We start from the raw sequence: 20,141 nt of genomic DNA, 5'->3' as shown, positions 1-20,141 counted from the left end.
GTGTATTCATATCAGCATAAAATGCTGATATGAAACACAAAAGTAAGATTTTGAGTCAGATTTATCTAAAAAATACTCAATATTAAAACATATGAAAAAGGGCTTTCATTAACTCAACAGCCTTTACTATCTTTAATCTGTGGTTTAGTTGCTGCAGTATCATTTTTTATAAACCAATACTTGTGTGTGTTTTTGCTACTGTTATCAGGATATCTAGATATTTTAGATGGCTCAGTTGCGCGTCTACAAAATAGCTCATCATCATTTGGAACTATGTTAGATATATTAAGTGATCGTTTTGTAGAGAGTTTTATTATTATCGTTATTTTTATTAATCAACTTGATATTGCATGGGTTGGTTTATTAATGATGATGTCTATTATTGTTTGTATTAGTAGTTTTTTGCTAGTAGGAATATTTAGTCAAAAAGAGTCTTCTAAAAGCTTTTACTATAGCCCAGGTTTGATTGAAAGAGCCGAAACATTTATCTTCATTATAGTTATGATTTTATTACCGAGTACAGTATTTGTACTAGGCTTGATTTATACACTGTTAGTTTTATGGACTACGCTGTACCGTTGTTATGAATTTTACTGTTACGAAAAAATTAAGGAGCAATTATAATGAGAAATTTTTTAAACAAAACTTTTGTGGGCTTTATGGCGGGATTAATTAGTGCCTGTGTTTTATATTTTTTGTTTATTTTTATTCGTCAGCATGGAGTTGAGCTTAATGATGAATTTAAATACACGCTTTATCGCTTAATGGTATGGGGAGGTGTTTGGGCTATATTATTTGCATTACCAATATCCAAAAATATTCTTATCAAAAGCATAGTTATTGGTTTAGCTGTTATATTGTTTAACTTTTTGGTTAAAATGCCATTAGCTGGTCAAGGTTTCTTTGCTATAAATGCTGGCACAGCAGTATTTGTTATGAATATTGTTTTTAATTCTTTATGGGCATTACTTGCTGGTGTTATTTATGGTATTGCCACAATTCAGCAATAGGGTTGGAGAAACTGTTATGAATAGTTTTAGAGATTTGTTGAGTAAAGTATTTACTGCCTATATGGCAGGATTAATCAGTGGACTGGTTATAGAGATTATTTGGATTTTAGTTACAACTCATAGTTTAAGCCTAAATGAAGATCTAAAGCTAGAGTTATACCGTATGATGATATGGGGTGGTGTATGGGCACTACTTCTTGTTTCACCATTTCCAAAGAATATTTGGATAAGAAGTGCTGCTATGGCTTTGATAGTTATACTTTTTAACTATATGATAAGAATGCCTTATTCCGGCGATGGCTTCTTCGCATCAAATGCTGGAAATGATGTGTTTTACGCCAATCTTATATTTAATTGTCCATGGGCTTTGTTGGCTGGATTTATATATAAACTTGCTAGTAATAAGTAATGTATAAAACTTTTAATAATTTTTAGATAATTTAACCATATCACTTGTTTTTCGCTAATTAATCCCTATATCTAATAGCAGGAAATTTTATAACATTAACTATGTATCCATATTATCTATTTGTTGGATATGTTTGAAAGTATTTGGGAGTTTAAAATATGGCAGATTATTATTCTTTACTAGGAGTTAGTAGAGATGCTTCAGAAGCTGAGTTAAAAAAAGCATATAGAAGGTTAGCGAAAAAATATCATCCGGATGTCAACAAAGAAAAAGGGGCTGAAGATAAGTTTAAAGAAATTCAAACAGCTTATGATGTCTTAGGTGATAAAGAAAAGAGAAAACTCTATGATGCTTATGGAGAAAACTGGGATAAAGTTCAGCAAGGCGGTTTTGGCGGAGCTGGAGGCGGCTTTGGAGGTTTTTCTCAAGGTGGAGGAAGCTCTCAAAGTTTCAATTTCGAGGATTTAGGAGATATTTTTGGTGATCTTTTTGGTGGTGGCGGAGCTGGTGCAAGAGGCTTTGGTGGAGGTCAACCAAGAGCTAGAAAAGGTGAGGATATAAATATCTCTTTACGTTTGAATGTTGAAGATGCTATCAAAGGTGGCTCTAGAACAGTTTCGTATAGCTATCAAGAAGCAGGTGCTAACGGTATGCCAACTATGCAGCACAAAAGTGTAGATGTCAAAATACCACCTGCTATGGGTAATGGTAAAAAACTACGTGTCAAAGGTAAAGGTAGTGCAGGTGTTGGCACAAATGCTCCGGCTGGGGATTTGTATATCAAAGTTGAAGTAGTGAATCATAAGAACTATAAAGTTGATGGCAATGATATTTATGAACATATTAATATAGCACCTTGGGAGGCGGCTCTTGGTACATCACTAGAAATAGATACTCCATACGGTAAGAAGAAAATGAAAGTACCAGAGGGTAGTCAATCGGGGCGTAAAATGCGTATCAAAGGCAAAGGTCTTGGGGATGGAGATTTTTATATTGTTTATGATGTCAAATTACCACCTGCTGATACTGATGAGAAAAAAGAGTTCTATAAACAAATGCAAGAAAAAATGAATTTTGATCCAAGAACTTAGACTTGCCTTTTTCTATTTCCTATTTCAATTATAAAGTAACTTACCAGTATTAATGAGCCTCCAATAATCGTTGATAAATATATTTTTTCATCATTGATAAGCTTCCCAAAAAATGTTGCAAAAATAGGCTCAAAAGAGAAGATAACAGCAACTTGGGACATACTTAGGTGTTTTTGATAAGTGTTCTGTAAGTAGTAGCAAGTAATTGTTGAAGTTGAGCAAAAAACTATAGCGATTACTAATATATAGTTAAAGTGAAGATACATAAACGATGATACATCTGTTATCAAAGGCATAGGTATACCAAAAGCTACTTGCAGTATTATTAGTAGACGCAAGTCTTTAAAAGCTTCACTGCGATGATCTTTTCTGGTTTCATAGCTAAGATATACTACTGATACAGCATACATCAGAGCACATAATACTGACCAAAGATAACCTATAGTAAAGTTATCAAAGCTTGCGCCAGATAGTGCATATATCCCTAATAATGAAACACCAGAAGCAACTATTCCATAAATTGTTAATCGATCTACCTTAAAAAGACTTCCTATGAAAGGAATCATAATTACACTCAAAGCTGTCAAAAATGCAGAAACACTTGATGAAACGGTGTATAGTCCTTGAGTCTGAAAATAAAAACTCATACCTTCAAGTGAGCCAAATATGGCTCCCACTTTTAGTAAGTAGAGCTTATTATTAAACCTAGCTCTTAAAATTAAAGGTAAGAATAATAAGCATGATAACCCTAGTCTAAAAGCTACAAAAAGCCCAGGAGATACATACTCAAGAGAGATCTTAACTAATGGGAATGTTGTTCCCCAAAGAATGGTGACTATAAAAAGGGCAAATACGGCCTTTCTTTGTATACTCATGATATTTTAAATATGATTTAGAAATTTAATTAGCAAGTTTGTCTTTATCTGCTATCAAAATCAACAAAGAAATTATGAAATTTAGGTTATTAGTTCAAGTTATGAATTAAATATAAATTTGAGCAAAAAGGCAAAGTGTTATATGTAGATTAGGTTTTTATTGGAGTAGCGCTAATTATGATAATAAAGTTGTTAATTACTACTCTTATATTTTATAGGCTAGTAACTTCTCATATTTCTACAACCCAAGTTATCACCAGTAGATGTTCCGATGATATCAGCTAAACGGGTGTAGAAGTTATTTCTATTACTAACTTGATAAGATTCGGTATTACCGCCTTTATTACACTCAATTCCCCCGTTTATAATATTTGCAGTCATGCCGAAACCCGGCACTCGATTAGCATTTAAGTCATCATTACTTGGTCTCCAAATACCCAGTAAAGCATCATGAGCTGATGGTTTAGGAGGCTGTGGAGTCATCCAAAACCATAATGCAGAAGTCCATGCTATTTTGTAGTCCCTAAGCACTAAACCTGGGTTAGCAAGCAGGTTGATAGGGTTGTTAACTACAAATTTTTCATTATAGAAATCTTGGAATAGACCGTAGTTATAGTTCCACGATAGTTGGATCATACCTCTACCATGGTAAAATTGTCCTGGAACTCCCTTGTGGGCTGGGTTTCTAGGATTTTGGTCAGTATATTGTGAGCAACCACCGTTTTGACATCCGACCTCTTCTATAAAACATAGTCCCCAAGCATATTTGCCGCCCGGGGCTGTAGCCCAGCCACCATTTGTTTCTTGCGATACATTTGCCAAAAATGCTGCAATTTCTCGTTTAGCTAGCTCTATTTTTTGTTGCTGGCTTTGGGCAACTCTATCAGGAATGGCTTCTGGGTTAGCAAAGCTAGGGAAGTTGGCAGCAGCAGCTATTAGACCATCATATAAACCTTTTAGGCCATTATTTTTGGCTGTACATGCTCCGTTTGTGGCATATGGAAATGCTTTTTCAAAATCACTGAAAGGCAATAGCTTTTCTAGTTCAGAATTAGTTACCTCTGAATGGTCTTCATCTGATGTATAATTCTCATATGCTAGAGTTATTTGAGCATCCTTAGTCACTGCTACAATTTCTCCATCAAGTTTTAGTAATTTACTACTTTCAGGAGATGCATCGATGATGCTGTAATTACCCACTGGTAGGTTTATTTCGTTAGTACCATCTTTAAATTCATAAGATTTTACGAGCGTGGAGTCTTGTATTGAAGTGAAGATTACAGTTTCTGTATTTTGTCCTAAACCAGTTACTGTTACAGCAGCTTTTACAACATTATTGGTATCTTCTGTATTATTGCTATTGTCATCACTATCTGGAGCAGGACCAATTTTTTTCCATACTTGAGTATTACCAGGAGTATCACCCTTTGTCCACCATTGATTTTCGTACAATATACCTTTATATTCTACAACATCGCCTTTTTGGGAATATGTTTTATTACTATCCCAACTTTGGTTATCGCTATTATTGACACTATCTTGAGTATTGTTATTATTTGTAGAGTCATCAGTATTGAGTGATTCAATTAGTTCCCATACATTTGCGGAGCCCGGAGTGTCACCTTTTGTCCACCATTTAGCCTTATATGCTTTACCATTGTATGTAACCTGATCTCCACCAACAAAGACTTTATTGGCCTGCCAAGAACCGCTAGTGTTAGAGCTGCTTGAGTTTCCAGGATTGCTGTTATTTGTGTTAGTGTTGGTATTATCTGTAGGAGTCTGGTTGTTATCTGATGTGTTGGCATTACTTATTTCTGTCCAAGCATCTTGCCAATGGCTACCACTACCAGGAGCATAATGTGACGCAGACATTCCACACCATCCACTAGCAGGGAATGGTTTACATTGATATTGATTGCCATCTGTACCTACTACAATTTGTCCAGCTGTATAGGATTTTCCTTGTTGATATGTCGTCGCTGAGTTTGCGGGTACTACATAACAGAATATTGCAGCTAAGATACTGCTTATTAATATTTTTTTCTTTGATCTCATAATTGATCTCCTTCTTCATAAAAATTAAAATAATTCTATTTCGTGAGTATTTTGTAAATACTCACACTTATACTTTAGCATATTTTTTATTAAATTAAGGTATCAAAAAATAATCTCTACAGTGTATTTTTGATGGTGATATTTGTTCTGACAAAGCAGTCTGGGTTGCCTTTTTTTAATTAAAATTGCTATAATTTAGTGTTTTGTAATTACCAAGTGAGAAGAAAGTCGGTGAAGGATGTTTCGAAGGTTAAACAGATAGGCGCAGTGGCTATCATAGCTGGTACAGCAATAGGTGCTGGCATGCTTGGTATTCCGTTTGCAGTAGCAGCTGTTGGGTTTAACTATGCGCTTATGGCGCTGTTTCTAGTTTGGATTATAATGTATGCAACAGCTTTATTGATTGTCGAAGCAAATGTTTCACAGCCACTAGGTACTGATATGGATTCAATTGCTCATAATATACTAGGTAAGTCTGGTAGAGTAATGAATTTATTGTTTTATTTGTTATTGCTCTATTCGTTGCTTACAGCTTATATCTTTATGGGGGGACAGCTTTTTAAGACATATATCACTAGTTGGTTTAATTTTGAAAGTGATAGTTTTGCAAAGCTTCTATTTACATTTATTTTTGGATTTTTCATTTATAAAGGAATCAAGGTTGTATTTAGAGTTAATGAACTATTCTTGAGTCTTAAAGTTTTGGCTTTTGTATTGTTTATATCTTTTGTTGCTCCACAAATACGCCCAGCTATATTAGAGAGTAGAGCATTAGGTGTTGAATATGTTTGGTTTTCTATCCCAATACTTGTAACATCTTTTGGATTTCATATTGTGATTCCTGCAATTAGGAATTATTTTGAAAATGATATTGTATTTAAAAGAACGGTAGCTGTTGGGGCATTAGCTCCACTAGTTGTCTACTTAGTTTGGGTTATGGCAACTCTAGGGACTATAAATTTATATGGTGGCAATGGTTTTGTTGATCTAAGTCATTCAGGTAAAACATTAGCAGAAGCTTATGTAAGTTTAGGACAAAGAGCTCCATTAGTTTTTATTAGACTTTTTGAGAATTTTGCAATTATTACATCTTTTCTCGGTGTGGCATTAGCATTATTCTCATTTAATCAAGATTTGTATGCTCTAAATTCTAGAAAAAAGCTGATTACTCTGGTCGTTACGCTATTACCTCCATTATTCTTTGCGATATATTTTGTTAATAGTTTTATAGCAGCTCTGGGATATGCAAGTATTTTTGTGTCTGTGCTTTTGATTGTGCAACCTGCACTAATGGTTTGGGTTATAAGGTCTAAGCAGGGGCAAAATAGTATTATTAGTAAGTTTTATTTATCTTTGATATTATTCTGTGGTGTAGGTATTATTGCGTTGCAATTATTAGTAGCCTTTGGTAGATTACCTCATATATAATTTTATTAACTTTCAAATCTTTTATATTTCTATGAAAAAACCTACTTTTGATTACAAAAAAAGATCACATGTTAGTGGTAGTTATCAATTTGCAAATAACCATAATAACAGAAAACCTGATGTAGCTGAGTTTAGTGTACAAAAGCTTCAGCAGTTTCCAGATGAACTAGTTGAAATATTTAATCTAATACAGGCTGTTCGCTGTGATAGGATAAGTCTACAAGAGGAATATAATAGATACAGACTAAAACTAAGTAACGATAGAATGAATCTTGAATCTGAAGTTATAAGAATAAAAAAGCAGTATAATGCTAAGATATCTGCTTTGCAGGAAGAATATAATTCGGTAAAATCTAATTATAACATTGAGTTAGCAAAAATTAGAGAAAGCTAATAATACAAAGTCAGTCGGACAGTCGCGCTTTTTATAAGTGAGGAAAGTCCGGGCTTTATAGAGCAAGATGCCAGATAACGTCTGGGGGGCGTGAGCCTACGGAAAGTGCAACAGAAAGTATACCGCCTTTGTTTAAAAGGTAAGGGTGAAAAGGTGCGGTAAGAGCGCACCGCATTGGTGGCAACACTCAATGGCATTGTAAACCCCATCTAAAGCAAGACCAAATAGCGCTACTAAGATGTTGCTCGCATTGTAGCAGGGTAGGTCGCTTGAGCTTGTTGGCAACAGCAAGTCTAGATAAATGACTGTCTATTACAGAACCCGGCTTATAGACTGACTTTGTATTTTTTTTAAAAAAGTGGGAAATTATGCAAGTTATTGACTCTAAACTTTTGGATAGTGATGGTCAGATAAAAGATGATCTTTTAATATCCGAGCTTAAAAGTTTTTATACTAGCGATAAGTTTGGAATTATAGCAGCGTCATTAGAGCTTCTGAAAAGCAAGAGTGCCAAATCAGTACGTCATCCAACTGGTATTAGTTCATTTTTATATGCTATCGAGATGGCATATATGCTTTTTAAAATCAAAGCAGATGAAGAATCAGTATCAGCAGGTATTTTATATGAGCTATATAATTTTGGTGATATATCTGATGAAGATGTTGAGCAAGCGACTAATCAAACAGTAGTTAAAATTTTGCAAGGTACTCGCAAAATGTCAGCTATTAGAATGTATCGTTCAGATAATATTTCATTAGAGCAAATAGATACTTTTAGAAAAATGCTTTTGACAATAATAGAAGATGTCAGAATCGTTTTAATTAAGATAGTTGATAAATTATGTACTATAAGGCATCTAAAGTCATTAAATAGTAATACACAAAGAGTTATAGCTAGAGAAACTCTAGATATCTATGCACCATTAGCAAATAGGCTTGGATTAGGGGCTGTTAAGTGGGAGTTAGAAGATAGAGCTTTTTTCTTTTTGAAGCAAGAAGAATATAAAAAGATAGCTAAGAGTCTAGGTTTTACACGTAAAGAAAGAGAAGAGTTTCTTAATCATGTTATCGATGAGTTAAAGCAAATACTTAAGAAATATGGTTTGGATGCGGGCATTCAGGGTAGAGTTAAACATATATATAGTATATATAAAAAGTTTAAAAACAAAGGTTATCAAAATATCAATGAGCTGTACGACATTACAGCGGTTAGGGTTATAACAAATAATGTTGACGAGTGTTATAAGGTACTAGCTGAAGTTAACAATCTATACTCGCCCATTCCTGAAGAATTTAGTGACTATATCGCGAATCCTAAATCTAATGGCTATAAATCTATACATACTGTTGTCAAAGCAGGTCAGCAGAATATTGAGGTTCAAATTAGAACGCACAAAATGCATGAGGAGTCAGAACTTGGCTTTGCTGCGCATTGGCGTTATAAAGAGGGTGTTAAGTTTGATGCATCTTATGAAGCTAGAGTGGCATGGTTAAGATCTCTTCTAGAATGGGAAAAAGAAATCAACGAAGATGATAGTCAAATTACAAAAGAGCTTAATAAGAGGCTTTATGTGTTCACACCTGCTAATGAGTTAATTGATTTGGCTGAAGACTCTACAGTTCTTGATTTTGCATATTCAGTACATACAATGGTTGGTCACCGTACTAAAGGTATTAAACTAAATGGTAAGATAGTTCCATTAACAACAAAGTTAAAAACTGGTGACAAAGTTGAGGTTCTGACAGGAAAGGAGCCAAATCCAAGTAAGGATTGGGCCTCAGAGAGTCTAGGATATTTATCTTCTGCTAGGAACAGATCTAGAGTAACTAAATGGTTTAATGAGCAAAACAAAGAAGATAATATAGTTCTGGGCAAAGATAGGCTACTTAAAGAGCTAAAAGGCTATGATCTTAAGGAAATTGATTTTGTAGAAGTAGCAAATAAGTTTAATATGAAAAGTGGCGATAGTTTATTTGTTGCTGTTGAGAGCGGTACTGTTAGAATCAATAGTATTGTTAATCATATAATTGATACGTATTCAGCAGAAGAAAAGCTTGTCAAGAAGCAAAATAGAGCAAATACAGCCAAAACTAAAATATCTAAAGTTCTAGTATCAGGATTTAATGGTATGAAGTATGAAATGGCAAAATGTTGTCAACCAATTTATCCAGATGAAATTGAGGGCTATATGAGTGTCTCAAAGGGAGTCGTTATACATACATCAAGCTGTCCTAACCTAAAACATTTAAAGGAAAAAAGTCCTGAGAAATTTATAGAAGTTAACTGGGATGAAGAGTAGTAATAAAAAAAGAATGAATTATTATTTTCCTCTGTAGTTTCCAGTGTTTTTTGCTTGTTGTAACCAACCATTTTTGATGTAGAAAGTTACTTCATTTGTTGATTTAATTTCGCTACCGTTAGCTGTTTGTCCAGCTATGCTAAGTCTGTTTTCTCCAGGTGTTGGTCTAGCAATTTTCCACTGGCCATCTTCGAATGTTGCTGGCATAACAGTTCCATTAATTATAAAAGTTGGCTTGTCATCAGCAGCTATGGCAGGATTTGTCGATATAGCTAGCTTATCTTCTTTGGTGAAAATATTAGCATCATTAGCTGGAGAAGTTATTTGTACGCTTAGATTCCCAGATTGTTGATTCTCTTCTAATACTTCCTTATTTTTTTCAGCTAAACTAGAATTATTCAGTTTAGATATATCATTTTGATTAATTTTTACAGGCTTACTAGAATTGATATCTTTAGTGGCTTTGGTATCAACAACTGTAGGTTGGCCAACCTCAATAATTTTGTAATCAGTACCATCACTAGGCTTTTCTTCCGAAAATACGACAGTACCACTCTCAGAGCGCCATGAATAAATAGTAGTGTCGTCAGCGGCTTGTGCAAGAAATATAAAGCTAAATCCTGACATAAGAGCAGTTAAAATAATTTTATGAAAGTTAGACATTATTGAAATCTCAAATTTTTAGCTATCTTAAAGTATATATAAAATTGATAATAATCAAAAGCCTAGATAGATTAATTTATCGACCTAGAACTTGACGTCTGAAGAATTCCGAGTCATTGGAAGTAATGATTTTATGATCTTTAGTACTTCCTCTAACAGAGATTGTAACAGGTCCAGGGTTTGGTCTGTTGATTTTCCATACTCCATTTTCAAAGTGAGCTGGATAAGGTATGCCATTTACTACAAATATCGGATGATCTTCCGCAGTTAATGTTGGTTCTAAAACTATAGGTAATTTTTCATTATGCACAAATCTATTTTCGCCATTTGCAGGAGAAATTACTTTTACTTTTACTGTACCTGATTTATTTGTTTGGGCTTGGCTATCAGTTTGAGTATCATCAGAGTTTAAATATAAGTTGTTTTGTTTTAATGATGCAAGTTGTTGCTCTACGGGTGATTTTTGATGAATTTGGTTCTTGTGTGTTACTCCAACTTTTTCATATTCCTGATCAAAGACAGGGGTAGCTTGAGAGAATACTACTGTACCATTGGGCGCTTTCCATGTGTAGACGAAATCATCTTCACTTGCATATAGAATACTATTAGTGAGAGCTAATAATATTAGTGGATATAAGTATTTTAAATAAATCATAAAACAAATAAATTTTAAAACTTTATATTTACAATTATATATGTTTATACTACATCAATTAAGAAAAAGTTTTACTAATAGTATGATTACATTAAATTATGTTATTTATGATTGTATAGCTAATGCCTGTTTATTAGGATTGGCGATTTTGCTTTATAAGAAAAATAAATATGCTTGGATATTTATGCTTGCTAGTTTGATTATAAAGGTCTTTATTTATGGTAAATATGGGATTACAACCTCATTTATCTACTTATCAGCACAGATAGTAACAACTGTAGTAGCTGGGTATATTTGGCTCAAACAATCTAACTATACTAAACCGACTCAAAAATTAAGATTGCTAGCGATAGTTGCTAGTTTGATCGTCTTGTTATTATGGGTCGGTGTGATGTATAAATATGTTAATCCATATATACTCGATTACGAGTTATTATTTGGATTTGATTATCTATGCTATATGCTAATTGTAATAGGAGCTATATTTGTTGCATTTAGGTTAGCTATAGGGTTATTATTTTTTTCTGTAGTATTTATTAGCTATGCTGTTAATTATGCAAATTCTGCGATGGTTATTAGTAATGCGCCTCAAAATATAAGAGATTTTATTCCATATTATTGGGTATCAGCTGTACTTTTGTTCATTGTTGGAGTTACCATTGTAGCAGCATATACAAACGCTAAGAGAAATGTTTAATACAGTTATAGACTGTATACATCAAATCTATTTGTTTTACCTTTAAGTTGAGATGTTGGTTTTTTATCGCAAAGAAAATCAGCATTAATAGGTCTCTTTACAACGGCTTTTTTGGTTTTTTTCGATAAGATAATATTTTTGAGTAAATTTGTGTTAGATTCATCGTTATTAAAGGCAATATCGTGTAAGACTTGCATTCCTTGTTTGACTTTGGCGCTTTTGTTGCGTGGCGGAAACATTGGGTCTATATATATACAGTCAAAAGAAATACTAGTAGTACTTATATATTCATTAGCATCTATATTAATTAGTTCTATTTGATTGGCAGTATCTTTTAAGTTAGGAGTTTGTCTTGCTCTATTGAGTGCATCTGCGAGTAATACGAAAATATAAGAATCTTTCTCTAATGAAGTTAATCTATGTCCTCTAGCTGCCAGTGTAAATGTATCTCTGCCTAGACCAGTTGTTGTATCTAGAATATTTAGTTTGTCTTTTGAGCGACCCTCAACTGCTTGGACAATACTGCATTTTTTAGTTTTAGGATTTATCCTATTTAGAATTTCGTTACTATTAAAATCTATAAATAACTCTTTATCTTTGTAATGTAGTTTTAGGATATTATCCTCGACATATAAGTACTTGTTGTCTTGGTTTGATAAAATATATTCAAATTTAATATCTATAATATTTTCAATATGAGATTTTACTGCTAAATCGTAAACATTCATGATTTTTTTTTCGCTCTTGGATGTGCTTTATCAAAAACACTTGCTAACTGTTGGAAGTTTAAATGTGTGTATATCTGTGTACTAGAAATATCAGCATGACCAAGTAAATCTTTTACAGCAAGTAAGTCTTTGGATGAGTCTAAAACATGGGTAGCAAAAGAGTGGCGTAACATATGAGGATGTATATGTTTAGTTGCATATTTTTGTGCAAAGATCTCAATACGTTTTTGGATTGATCTATTTGTTAAATGCTCACCATTTTGTGAGATAAAGAGATAGTTACATTTTGGATTATAAGCATCTCTGATATTGAGCCATCTGTCTAAATTTGTTAATGTTTTGTTACCAAAGTATGCAATTCGTTCTTTATTGCCTTTACCAATTACACGTATACTTTTTTGATCTATATTGATGTCTTTTAACTCTATAGAAGCTAGCTCACTAAGTCTTATCCCACAACTATATAAAAGATCAAATGATGCAATATCTCGAGCTTCTATATTATTGGTTGGTTTGATATCTAGTAAATATGCTAACTCATCTGTATTTATAGCTTTTGGCAGTTTTTTGCTATTTTTAGGTGCTTTGATACCTGTTGTAGGATTGTTTTGTATAATTTCATTATTTACTAGGAAATTATAAAAGCTTCTAAGAGAACTTAGTTTGCGTTGCAAGGTTGAAGATGAGTTACCTTGAGCGTGAAGCTTCTTAATCCATGCTAGAATATCATTATTTTTTAATTGACTTATATCTTTGTTATTATCAATTGAGTCATTTAATTGTAACAAATCTCTGCGATAATTATCGATGGTTTGTTGTGAATAATTTTTTAGGTAAAGTAAATTTTCAAGAAAACTATTAATGTGTTCAATATTCGTCATTATTTGATTAGATAACTACACACAGTATTACTATTACACCAGAAAGTAAAGAAATTAGCCATAGGCTTTTATGAGTTGATATCTTATAGTTAAAGCTCTCTCCAAGGCTATTTATCTTAAACGCCATAAGAGCGGGCATAATCATCAACAAAACAGCTATTGATAGGCCAACGCAGGTCATAGCATAAATAAATATATCAGGATCCATTTGATTTATTATCAGTGGTATAGCAAAAGTCAAAATTGTTGCTATAGAATATCCAATGACCTTTTTTGTTTTATATAATTTATATGTGTCTAAGTTAAAGTGGAATAAAGATAGATTAACACTTAAAAAGGATGTCATAATAGCGACATAAGTGAAAATATGAAGTACTGCATCAGTTGTAGGGGTTTTTACTTTATCTCCTAAAGTTTTAAGGATGTCACCGATATTGGCTTTATCAACAGGTATATGGTTAAATATCGAGTCCATAAAGCTTACGGGACCATGTAAAGGTAAGACACCTAAGATAGTAAATACCCAAATTATATATAATATAAGAGGGATAATACTACCAATTATAACTATGCGTTTCATATCTTTGGCATTTTTGCCAAGATAGTCAGAAAGCGCAGGGACTATAATGTGTGATGTAAAAGAGGTTGTAAAAACTGGAATTGCAATAATTAGAGAAACTCCCAAATCAACTGGAGCAACAAAAAGATTAGGGACTTCAATGTAACTATTAAATACTACACATAAAATAACTAGAACTAGTATTTTTAGTATTATAAAAAGCCTATTGGCATAATCAACAAACCTTGTTCCTAATACTACAATGCTTCCAAAAATAACTACAAAGATTAAGGATGATATTTTTTCATCAAGATTTGGAAATGATGATGATAATGATGAAGCAGCAGCTGATATATATGCCGTACTAATAAAATACATTAATACTAGGAAGGCTATACTAGCTACAATACCTCCAGCTTTACCAAGATATTTTTCAGCAATAGTTTTAAAGCTACTACCATAAGGCATTGAGCAAGAAATATCTGAGATAACGACAGCAGTATAAGTCATTATACTCCAGATAAGAATTATAAGAATAGATCCAATCACAAAACCAAGTTTAGCAGTTATAATAGGTAGTGCGAGTATTCCTCCTCCTATCATAGTACCTACTATGATCATTATTGATCCTAAAATTTTGATGAAACTATTCTCGGGGTTATTCATATACTACTCTTAACTTAGTGTGCTGGTTGTTGAGATTGATTTGCTTTTTTTTGCATGTATATAGCATCAAAGTTGATTGGTGCTAGATTAAGAGGTAAAAAACCACCTTTAATTATAGACGAATCAATAACTCTTTTTGCGTAAGGGAAAAGAGTATTGGCACAGTATGTATTAAGTACTGATTCAACCTGTTCCTCACCCATGCCAGTGATTGTGAATATGCCAGACTGAGTAACTTCAGCTATATAAGCGTTAGATTGCTTATTTTTGGTTGTTACTGTAATTGTTAGGTCAAGTTCAAAAGTCTCATCATTGATTTTCTTTGTGTTTATATCAATATTAAAATCTGAACTAGGATCCCACTGATCTTTAAAACAAGCTGGAGAATTAACTGTTTCTAGTGAAACATCTTTTGTGTACACTTTTTGAATTAAGAAAGAAGGTTGATTTTCATTGTCTTGCATAGTTTTTCCTAAGACTTTACAAATTTATATTTAAGAAATTATAGCAAATTGAAAAAGTTTATATAACTAAATTAGAGTTTTTTTAATTCAAAGAGAATATTTAATGCTTCTATAGGAGTTATAGTATTGACATCTATGTTTTTAAGCTTGGTTTTGAGTGTGTTTTCATCGTCTGCTATTCGTTCAAGTTTGAGATTTTTCTGAGGTTGCTTCGGTGAGCTTGGTTTTGATTGGTTTTTTTCTAAGTCACGTAGGTTTTTCTTTGCTGACTCTAAAACATCTGCTGAAATACCTGCTAGCTTAGCTACTTGGATTCCGTAAGATTTTTTAGCAGCACCAGCTATTGCCTTATGCATAAAAAAGATATCATCTTTATATTCTTTTGCTTCAAAGTGTATGTTTTTTATATTTTGATACTGGTTAACTAATTCTGTAAGTTCAAAATAGTGAGTGGCAAAAAGAGTGAATGAGCTTATTTTTGCAAATTTTTCAGCACAAGCTTTCGCAAGAGACAAACCATCAAACGTACTTGTACCTCTACCAATCTCATCCATGATCACTAGTGATTTTTCAGTTGCGTTATTTAGGATATAAGCAGTCTCTGTCATCTCTACCATAAAAGTTGATCTACCACTAGAGATGTCATCTGAAGCACCAATTCTGGTATATATAGTATCTATGTCACAAATATCCGCATAATTAGCTGGTACAAATGAACCGATATATGCCAAAAAAACAAGCTGAGCAACTTGGCGCATATATGTGGATTTGCCTCCCATGTTGGGTCCAGTTATTATTTCTAGTGTATGAGTGTCTGCAGTTAATAGCGTGTCATTAGGTATAAAAGGTTCATCGATATTTTGCTCAATTGCTAAATGACGAACTTCTTTTATGTCGAGTTTACCAAGTTTATTAAACTTAGGTTGATTTAAGTTTAGTTTGATAGCTCTTTCTGCAAAGTTTGCTAACACATCTATTTTTGCAATACTTAATGCAGTTTCTTGGATTTGACAGTAGTACTCTAGAACTTTATTTAATAAAGTATCGTAGATAAGTTTCTCTCTAGCCAAAGCCTTTTCTTTTGCTGAGAGAATTTTATCTTCAAATGTTTTAAGTTCATCAGTGATGTAGCGTTCACTTGCTTTAAGAGTCTGGCGTCTAATATACTCGGTTGGAACTCTATCTGCGTACTGTTTTGATAGCTCTATGTAATAACCATGTACACGGTTGTAGCCAACTTTTAAGGTGTTTATACCTGTTTTTTGTTTTTCTTGTGCTTCAAAGTTAAGTAAAAAACCGTAAGAATTATCTTTTAACCCTTTTAGTTCATCGAGCTCTTGATCAAAGCCTTGTTTGATAACACCTCCATCACGAATGGTCGCCGGAGGGTTATCTATAATAGCTTTATCTAGTAAGTCTGTGAGTTCATCGATTTGATGAATATGATTATTTATATTTATAATTTCATCTGTATTTTTTTGATTAAGTAAATCTTTAAGTTTAGGTAGTTGTTCAAGGGATGTGTGAAGCGAGACTAAATCTTTGGGTTTTACTGTTCCTAGAGCAACACGTGAAATTATTCTTTCAATATCATTTATGTAAGAGAGGACTTCTTGGATTTTTAGGAAATAATGCTGTTCTTTAAAGGCTTTTATAATATTGTGACGAGAAGATATTTTATTTAGATCTCTAGTAGGATTTTTAAAGTATCTTCTTAAAAGTCGACTTCCTAGACTGGTTTTACATTTATCTATTATGTTTAAGAGACTACTTTTTGAGTTGTTGTCTAATTCTAAGTTAGTTCTACTATTAGCATCTATTTTTAGTGTGTTTTGGTCTTCATCTAAGCAAATATCTGTTATATGTTTGGGTGTGTTTTTTAGTGTACTTGTCAAATAAGCAAGTATTGATCCGATTGCTATTAACTGCTCTTTTTTATAAAGACTTAAAATGTTGTTTGTAAAACTTTTATCAAAGGAATTAGTTATATGTTTTTTTGTTTCAAAATCACTAAAGTACCATTCTTCTAAAACTTTTGTTGGTTTGTCAAAAATATTTTGTTCAGCAAGATCTTGGGAATTGGTTACTATTTCTTGTGGCGAGAGTTTCAAAATTTGGTTTTTTAGTTCAGAGAGGTCTTTTATAGTATTTGTTAAGTATATTTTACCTTGAGTATAGCTTGTGTATGCTATGTGATATTTATCACTTTTTTTATAGATGCTTACTAAGATACTATCTTGATTACTATCTAAAAAAGCTTCTTCTGAAACTGTTGCTGGAGTTATTATTCGTGTTACTTGCCTGTCAACGGGACCTTTCGACGTGTTTGGATCACCTACCTGTTCACATATAGCGATCGAAAGTCCTTTTTTGACAATCTTAGCTATATAGTTTTCAGCAGCATGATAGGGAACTCCAGCCATAGGTATCGATTCACCATTAGACTTACCACGTGCTGTAAGAGTAATATCCAACAGATTTGCAGCCTTTTTCGCATCATCAAAAAAAAGCTCATAAAAGTCACCCATCCTATAAAATAGTAATATATCTGGATATTGAGATTTAATTTTTAGATATTGTTGTATCATAGGTGTGTGATTAGAAGTTTTTTGCATAGCTGTTAATATTCAGATTTCAAAATTTTATGTTTGAGATTATATTATAATTAACTACTATAACAAACCTTCAAAATGATTCGTTGTAGCTTTTTTATTTTGTTAAAATGCTTTAGAATATAATCTAGCTATTTTTACGAATTGATTTGTATTTAGAAAGGAGAAAGTAATGAATTATTTAGACTTTGAGTCAAAGATAAAGGAAATCGAAGATAAAATTACGTCATTATCTCATGTGTATGAAGATGATAAAACAGAAGCTGAAATTAAGAAGCTTGGTAAAAAAAGACTTGAGCTTATGGAGTCAACTTACTCTAAGCTTACAGACTGGCAGGTAGTTCAGCTATCTCGTCATCCAGATAGACCATATTTCAAAGATTTACTATCACTAGTTTTTACGGATTTTCAAGAACTACATGGCGATAGAGCATTTGGTGATGACTTAGCTGTGATTGGTGGTTTAGCAAAATTAAATAATAAGCCTGTCATGGTTATAGGCCAAGAGAAGGGCCGTGATACTAAAAGTAAGATTAAGCATAACTTTGGTATGATGCATCCGGAAGGTTATCGTAAAGCGCTAAGACTTATGAAATTGGCTGAGAAATTCAACATGCCAATCGTTACTTTTATTGATACTCCAGGTGCGTACCCAGGTATCAAAGCCGAAGAGCGTGGTCAGAGTGAAGCAATCGCAAGAAACTTATTAGAGATGAGTGCGCTTAAAGTTCCTGTGGTTTGTATCGTGATTGGCGAAGGTTGTTCTGGTGGGGCGTTAGGTATAGGTGTTGGTGATAGATTACTTATGCTTCAATATAGTTACTTCGCTACTATCTCTCCTGAAGGATGTGCGTCAATTCTACATAAGACAGCTGAAAAGGCGTCTGAAGTTACGCAAATGATGAATATAACTTCAGGTCGTCTTAAAGAGTTAGAAATAGTTGATGCAGTTATTCCAGAGCCGTTAGGTGGAGCGCATAGAGACTATGATACAACAGCTGCTAATATCAGAAAAGCAGTTGCTGCAGAGTTGAAAGTATTGTCAGAAATGACTGTAGAAGAAAGAAATGCTAAAAGATATGATAAATTAATGTCTTTTGGAAGATTCAAAGAAGCTTAATTTTCTCAATTTTAATCTAATTTATTTCAATGCTTCTGAAAAATATAAGATCGCAGGCAGGATTTGGTATTGTAGAATCAATGATTGCTGCTCTGATTTTATTATTTGTTTTATCATCAGGATTTATCTTATTAAACAGTATTCTTGTGAATATAACTCTTGAAAATAGGAAAGATGAGATAGCAACTCTTCTTGATGAAAGAGTGAGTATATATCGTCTTACAGGAGTATTTGATGATTCTAAGACAGATGATGGCATAGAGTTTATAAAAACTGTTGTTTTAGAGAAAGAAAATGATATAAGGCCGGAAGAAAAAAAACAGCCTGTGAATAGATTTAAATCACTAAGTGTATCTGATATCAAAAAAATGGCAGCAAAAGCTGATAAGAAAGCAAAAAAAGACGCTGCTAATAGTGTCGATATTGTATACAAGGTAGTAAATATTGCGGCAATAGATGATCAGATGGGAGTGGCTGATAGGGTCAAAATTATTGAGCGAGATATAAAGGCTGATGGTGTTGAAGAGAGTTAGAAAGTGTGCAGGCTTTAGTTTGCCAGAGCTAATGGTTGCAATGGTTATAGCTGCTATAGTGATGGGTATGGCTGTTGGAATATATATTGATATGAAAAAGCAATATATAAGGCTCAGTGATAAACATAGAATAAACTCTGATCAACTATTGATTAAGCAAATTTTCTATAATGCAATCGGACAAGCAGGCTTTACAACTAAATATGGAGACATATATCAACAGCTTGTGGATAACTCAGGGGATAACTTTGGAGATATCTTTGGGAAAATGGGTATAGTTACAATTGGTAAGTCACCTGCGCAAAGTTTTGAAAGCCTTCCTAAAGGATTAAGTATGCCTGTTGAGCTATGTAAGGAACGAATGCTAAATGATGAAGCTCTCAGAGATATGAATATTGACGAGGACATTCACTGTGTACAGCCTGAGAGTGATTTTTTAATGATTCAAAGAAGTAGCTTAGATTCCACTTTAAAGTCAAATTCATCAAATAATATTTTTAAAGTAAATGAATTTCAAAAGGATACATTGCCTGAAAAAGACCTTTCTATGAATGATTACTTAGTATTATGTAACTCATATGAATGTGATCTTGTTAAAGTTGGTGCTGTTACGTATGATTTTGTTTCTACGACTAAGCGTGTAGAAAGTAAATTTAAAATTGGTGATTACGTTGGTAAGTATATATTAGAGGTATTCTTTGTTGCATCTACTAATAAAAAAGACAAAGATGGTAATGAAATATACTCACTGTATGAATATGTGAAGCAAAATGCAGACGATTCACAAATATATGAATTAATAAGTGATGTGACTGATTTAAAGATTGAGTATGTTTTAAATTCAGATATTCAACAAGGAAATGCTAAAATAGACTGGAAGTCATTGAAAAAAGAGCTTGTGAATATAAAAAGTGACTCGACTGCTGCACTTAAAATCTCTTTTAAAGTGGCCGGTCAAGAAACAAGTAAAATTTATCTATTAGGCCAAGATTAGGTGG

Annotated in this window: 19 protein-coding genes, 1 other RNA gene and 1 pseudogene; 12 read left to right on the top strand and 9 right to left on the bottom strand. The window is 33.0% G+C overall.

What is annotated here, in order from left to right:
• Positions 1 to 123 precede the first annotated feature (123 nt).
• From F3D57_RS04435 to F3D57_RS04420, 4 genes and pseudogenes are all read left to right on the top strand, one after another.
• Positions 124 to 624, top strand: a pseudogene (locus F3D57_RS04435) (CDP-alcohol phosphatidyltransferase family protein); the annotation flags it as partial.
• On the top strand, positions 624 to 1,010 hold the full coding sequence (locus F3D57_RS04430; protein ID WP_150465333.1) for a membrane lipoprotein: 387 nt from the start codon (positions 624 to 626) through the stop codon (positions 1,008 to 1,010). The pseudogene F3D57_RS04435 and the gene F3D57_RS04430, both read left to right, overlap by 1 nt.
• Before the next feature lie 16 nt (positions 1,011 to 1,026).
• The gene (locus F3D57_RS04425) at positions 1,027 to 1,419 is read left to right on the top strand and encodes a membrane lipoprotein (RefSeq protein ID WP_150465332.1); all 393 of its coding nucleotides are present in this window, start codon (positions 1,027 to 1,029) and stop codon (positions 1,417 to 1,419) included.
• 158 nt (positions 1,420 to 1,577) lie between these two features.
• A complete protein-coding gene (locus F3D57_RS04420; protein WP_150465331.1) occupies positions 1,578 to 2,510 on the top strand; it encodes a DnaJ C-terminal domain-containing protein in 933 nt (310 codons plus the stop codon).
• Here F3D57_RS04420 and F3D57_RS04415 read toward each other — a convergent pair.
• Together F3D57_RS04415 and F3D57_RS04410 are read right to left on the bottom strand one after the other, a co-directional pair.
• On the bottom strand, positions 2,507 to 3,385 hold the full coding sequence (locus F3D57_RS04415) for a DMT family transporter (protein ID WP_150465330.1): 879 nt from the start codon (positions 3,383 to 3,385) through the stop codon (positions 2,507 to 2,509). The genes F3D57_RS04420 and F3D57_RS04415 overlap by 4 nt on opposite strands.
• A gap of 219 nt (positions 3,386 to 3,604) precedes the next feature.
• Complete coding sequence (locus F3D57_RS04410; protein ID WP_150465329.1) at positions 3,605 to 5,443, bottom strand: glycoside hydrolase family 19 protein; 1,839 nt, start codon at positions 5,441 to 5,443, stop codon at positions 3,605 to 3,607.
• 231 nt (positions 5,444 to 5,674) lie between these two features.
• Between F3D57_RS04410 and F3D57_RS04405 the strand changes: the two genes are divergently transcribed.
• From F3D57_RS04405 to F3D57_RS04390, 4 genes are all read left to right on the top strand, one after another.
• Positions 5,675 to 6,871, top strand: a complete 1,197-nt coding sequence (locus tag F3D57_RS04405; RefSeq protein WP_150465334.1) for an amino acid permease — start codon at positions 5,675 to 5,677, stop codon at positions 6,869 to 6,871.
• Between the two features lie 31 nt (positions 6,872 to 6,902).
• A complete protein-coding gene (locus tag F3D57_RS04400) occupies positions 6,903 to 7,265 on the top strand; it encodes a hypothetical protein (protein WP_150465328.1) in 363 nt (120 codons plus the stop codon).
• A 6-nt stretch (positions 7,266 to 7,271) separates the two neighbouring features.
• Positions 7,272 to 7,610: RNase P RNA component class A (gene rnpB / locus F3D57_RS04395), an RNA gene on the top strand.
• A gap of 23 nt (positions 7,611 to 7,633) precedes the next feature.
• Complete coding sequence (locus tag F3D57_RS04390) at positions 7,634 to 9,565, top strand: RelA/SpoT family protein (protein WP_146420787.1); 1,932 nt, start codon at positions 7,634 to 7,636, stop codon at positions 9,563 to 9,565.
• A 21-nt stretch (positions 9,566 to 9,586) separates the two neighbouring features.
• Here the strand turns inward: F3D57_RS04390 and F3D57_RS04385 are convergent, their stop codons facing one another.
• Positions 9,587 to 10,228, bottom strand: a complete 642-nt coding sequence (locus F3D57_RS04385; RefSeq protein ID WP_013922490.1) for a DUF4124 domain-containing protein — start codon at positions 10,226 to 10,228, stop codon at positions 9,587 to 9,589.
• Positions 10,229 to 10,304: 76 nt separating this feature from the next.
• Entirely contained in the window at positions 10,305 to 10,883 is a 579-nt protein-coding gene (locus F3D57_RS04380; RefSeq protein WP_150465327.1) for a DUF4124 domain-containing protein, read from the bottom strand.
• A gap of 82 nt (positions 10,884 to 10,965) precedes the next feature.
• Between F3D57_RS04380 and F3D57_RS04375 the strand changes: the two genes are divergently transcribed.
• On the top strand, positions 10,966 to 11,580 hold the full coding sequence (locus tag F3D57_RS04375) for a hypothetical protein (RefSeq protein ID WP_150465326.1): 615 nt from the start codon (positions 10,966 to 10,968) through the stop codon (positions 11,578 to 11,580).
• Positions 11,581 to 11,585: 5 nt separating this feature from the next.
• On the opposite strand, the gene F3D57_RS04370 is transcribed toward F3D57_RS04375, so the two are convergent.
• The 5 genes from F3D57_RS04370 to mutS form a co-directional block, all read right to left on the bottom strand.
• Positions 11,586 to 12,308, bottom strand: coding sequence for a class I SAM-dependent methyltransferase (locus F3D57_RS04370; protein ID WP_149368699.1), 723 nt, complete (start codon positions 12,306 to 12,308; stop codon positions 11,586 to 11,588).
• Positions 12,305 to 13,189 carry a site-specific tyrosine recombinase/integron integrase gene (gene xerA / locus F3D57_RS04365; protein ID WP_150465325.1) on the bottom strand — a complete coding sequence of 295 codons (885 nt, stop codon included), beginning with the start codon at positions 13,187 to 13,189 and terminating at the stop codon, positions 12,305 to 12,307. The genes F3D57_RS04370 and xerA overlap by 4 nt, the downstream gene beginning before the upstream one ends.
• A gap of 7 nt (positions 13,190 to 13,196) precedes the next feature.
• The gene (locus tag F3D57_RS04360; RefSeq protein WP_150465324.1) at positions 13,197 to 14,414 is read right to left on the bottom strand and encodes an amino acid permease; all 1,218 of its coding nucleotides are present in this window, start codon (positions 14,412 to 14,414) and stop codon (positions 13,197 to 13,199) included.
• A gap of 14 nt (positions 14,415 to 14,428) precedes the next feature.
• Positions 14,429 to 14,878 (bottom strand): protein-export chaperone SecB, encoded by a 450-nt coding sequence (gene secB / locus F3D57_RS04355; RefSeq protein WP_013922496.1) that lies wholly within the window; start codon positions 14,876 to 14,878, stop codon positions 14,429 to 14,431.
• Positions 14,879 to 14,949: 71 nt separating this feature from the next.
• Positions 14,950 to 17,493, bottom strand: coding sequence for a DNA mismatch repair protein MutS (gene mutS / locus F3D57_RS04350; RefSeq protein ID WP_150465323.1), 2,544 nt, complete (start codon positions 17,491 to 17,493; stop codon positions 14,950 to 14,952).
• 169 nt (positions 17,494 to 17,662) lie between these two features.
• Here mutS and F3D57_RS04345 point away from each other — a divergent pair, with 169 nt between their 5' ends.
• From F3D57_RS04345 to F3D57_RS04335, 3 genes are read left to right on the top strand one after another with little or no spacing between them, the layout of a single operon-like run.
• Positions 17,663 to 18,610 carry an acetyl-CoA carboxylase carboxyltransferase subunit alpha gene (locus F3D57_RS04345; RefSeq protein ID WP_013922498.1) on the top strand — a complete coding sequence of 316 codons (948 nt, stop codon included), beginning with the start codon at positions 17,663 to 17,665 and terminating at the stop codon, positions 18,608 to 18,610.
• 29 nt (positions 18,611 to 18,639) lie between these two features.
• Positions 18,640 to 19,143: a pilus assembly protein gene (locus F3D57_RS04340; protein ID WP_146420780.1), complete on the top strand. Its 504-nt coding sequence runs from the start codon at positions 18,640 to 18,642 to the stop codon at positions 19,141 to 19,143.
• Positions 19,124 to 20,137, top strand: a complete 1,014-nt coding sequence (locus F3D57_RS04335; protein WP_146420779.1) for a PilW family protein — start codon at positions 19,124 to 19,126, stop codon at positions 20,135 to 20,137. The genes F3D57_RS04340 and F3D57_RS04335 overlap by 20 nt, the downstream gene beginning before the upstream one ends.
• Positions 20,138 to 20,141 lie beyond the last annotated feature (4 nt).

This window comes from Francisella sp. SYW-2 (assembly GCF_008711475.1).
GTDB lineage: Bacteria > Pseudomonadota > Gammaproteobacteria > Francisellales > Francisellaceae > Francisella > Francisella salimarina.
The sequence above is the reverse complement of the archived record's forward strand: the minus strand, read 5'-3'. Positions and strand labels throughout refer to the sequence as shown.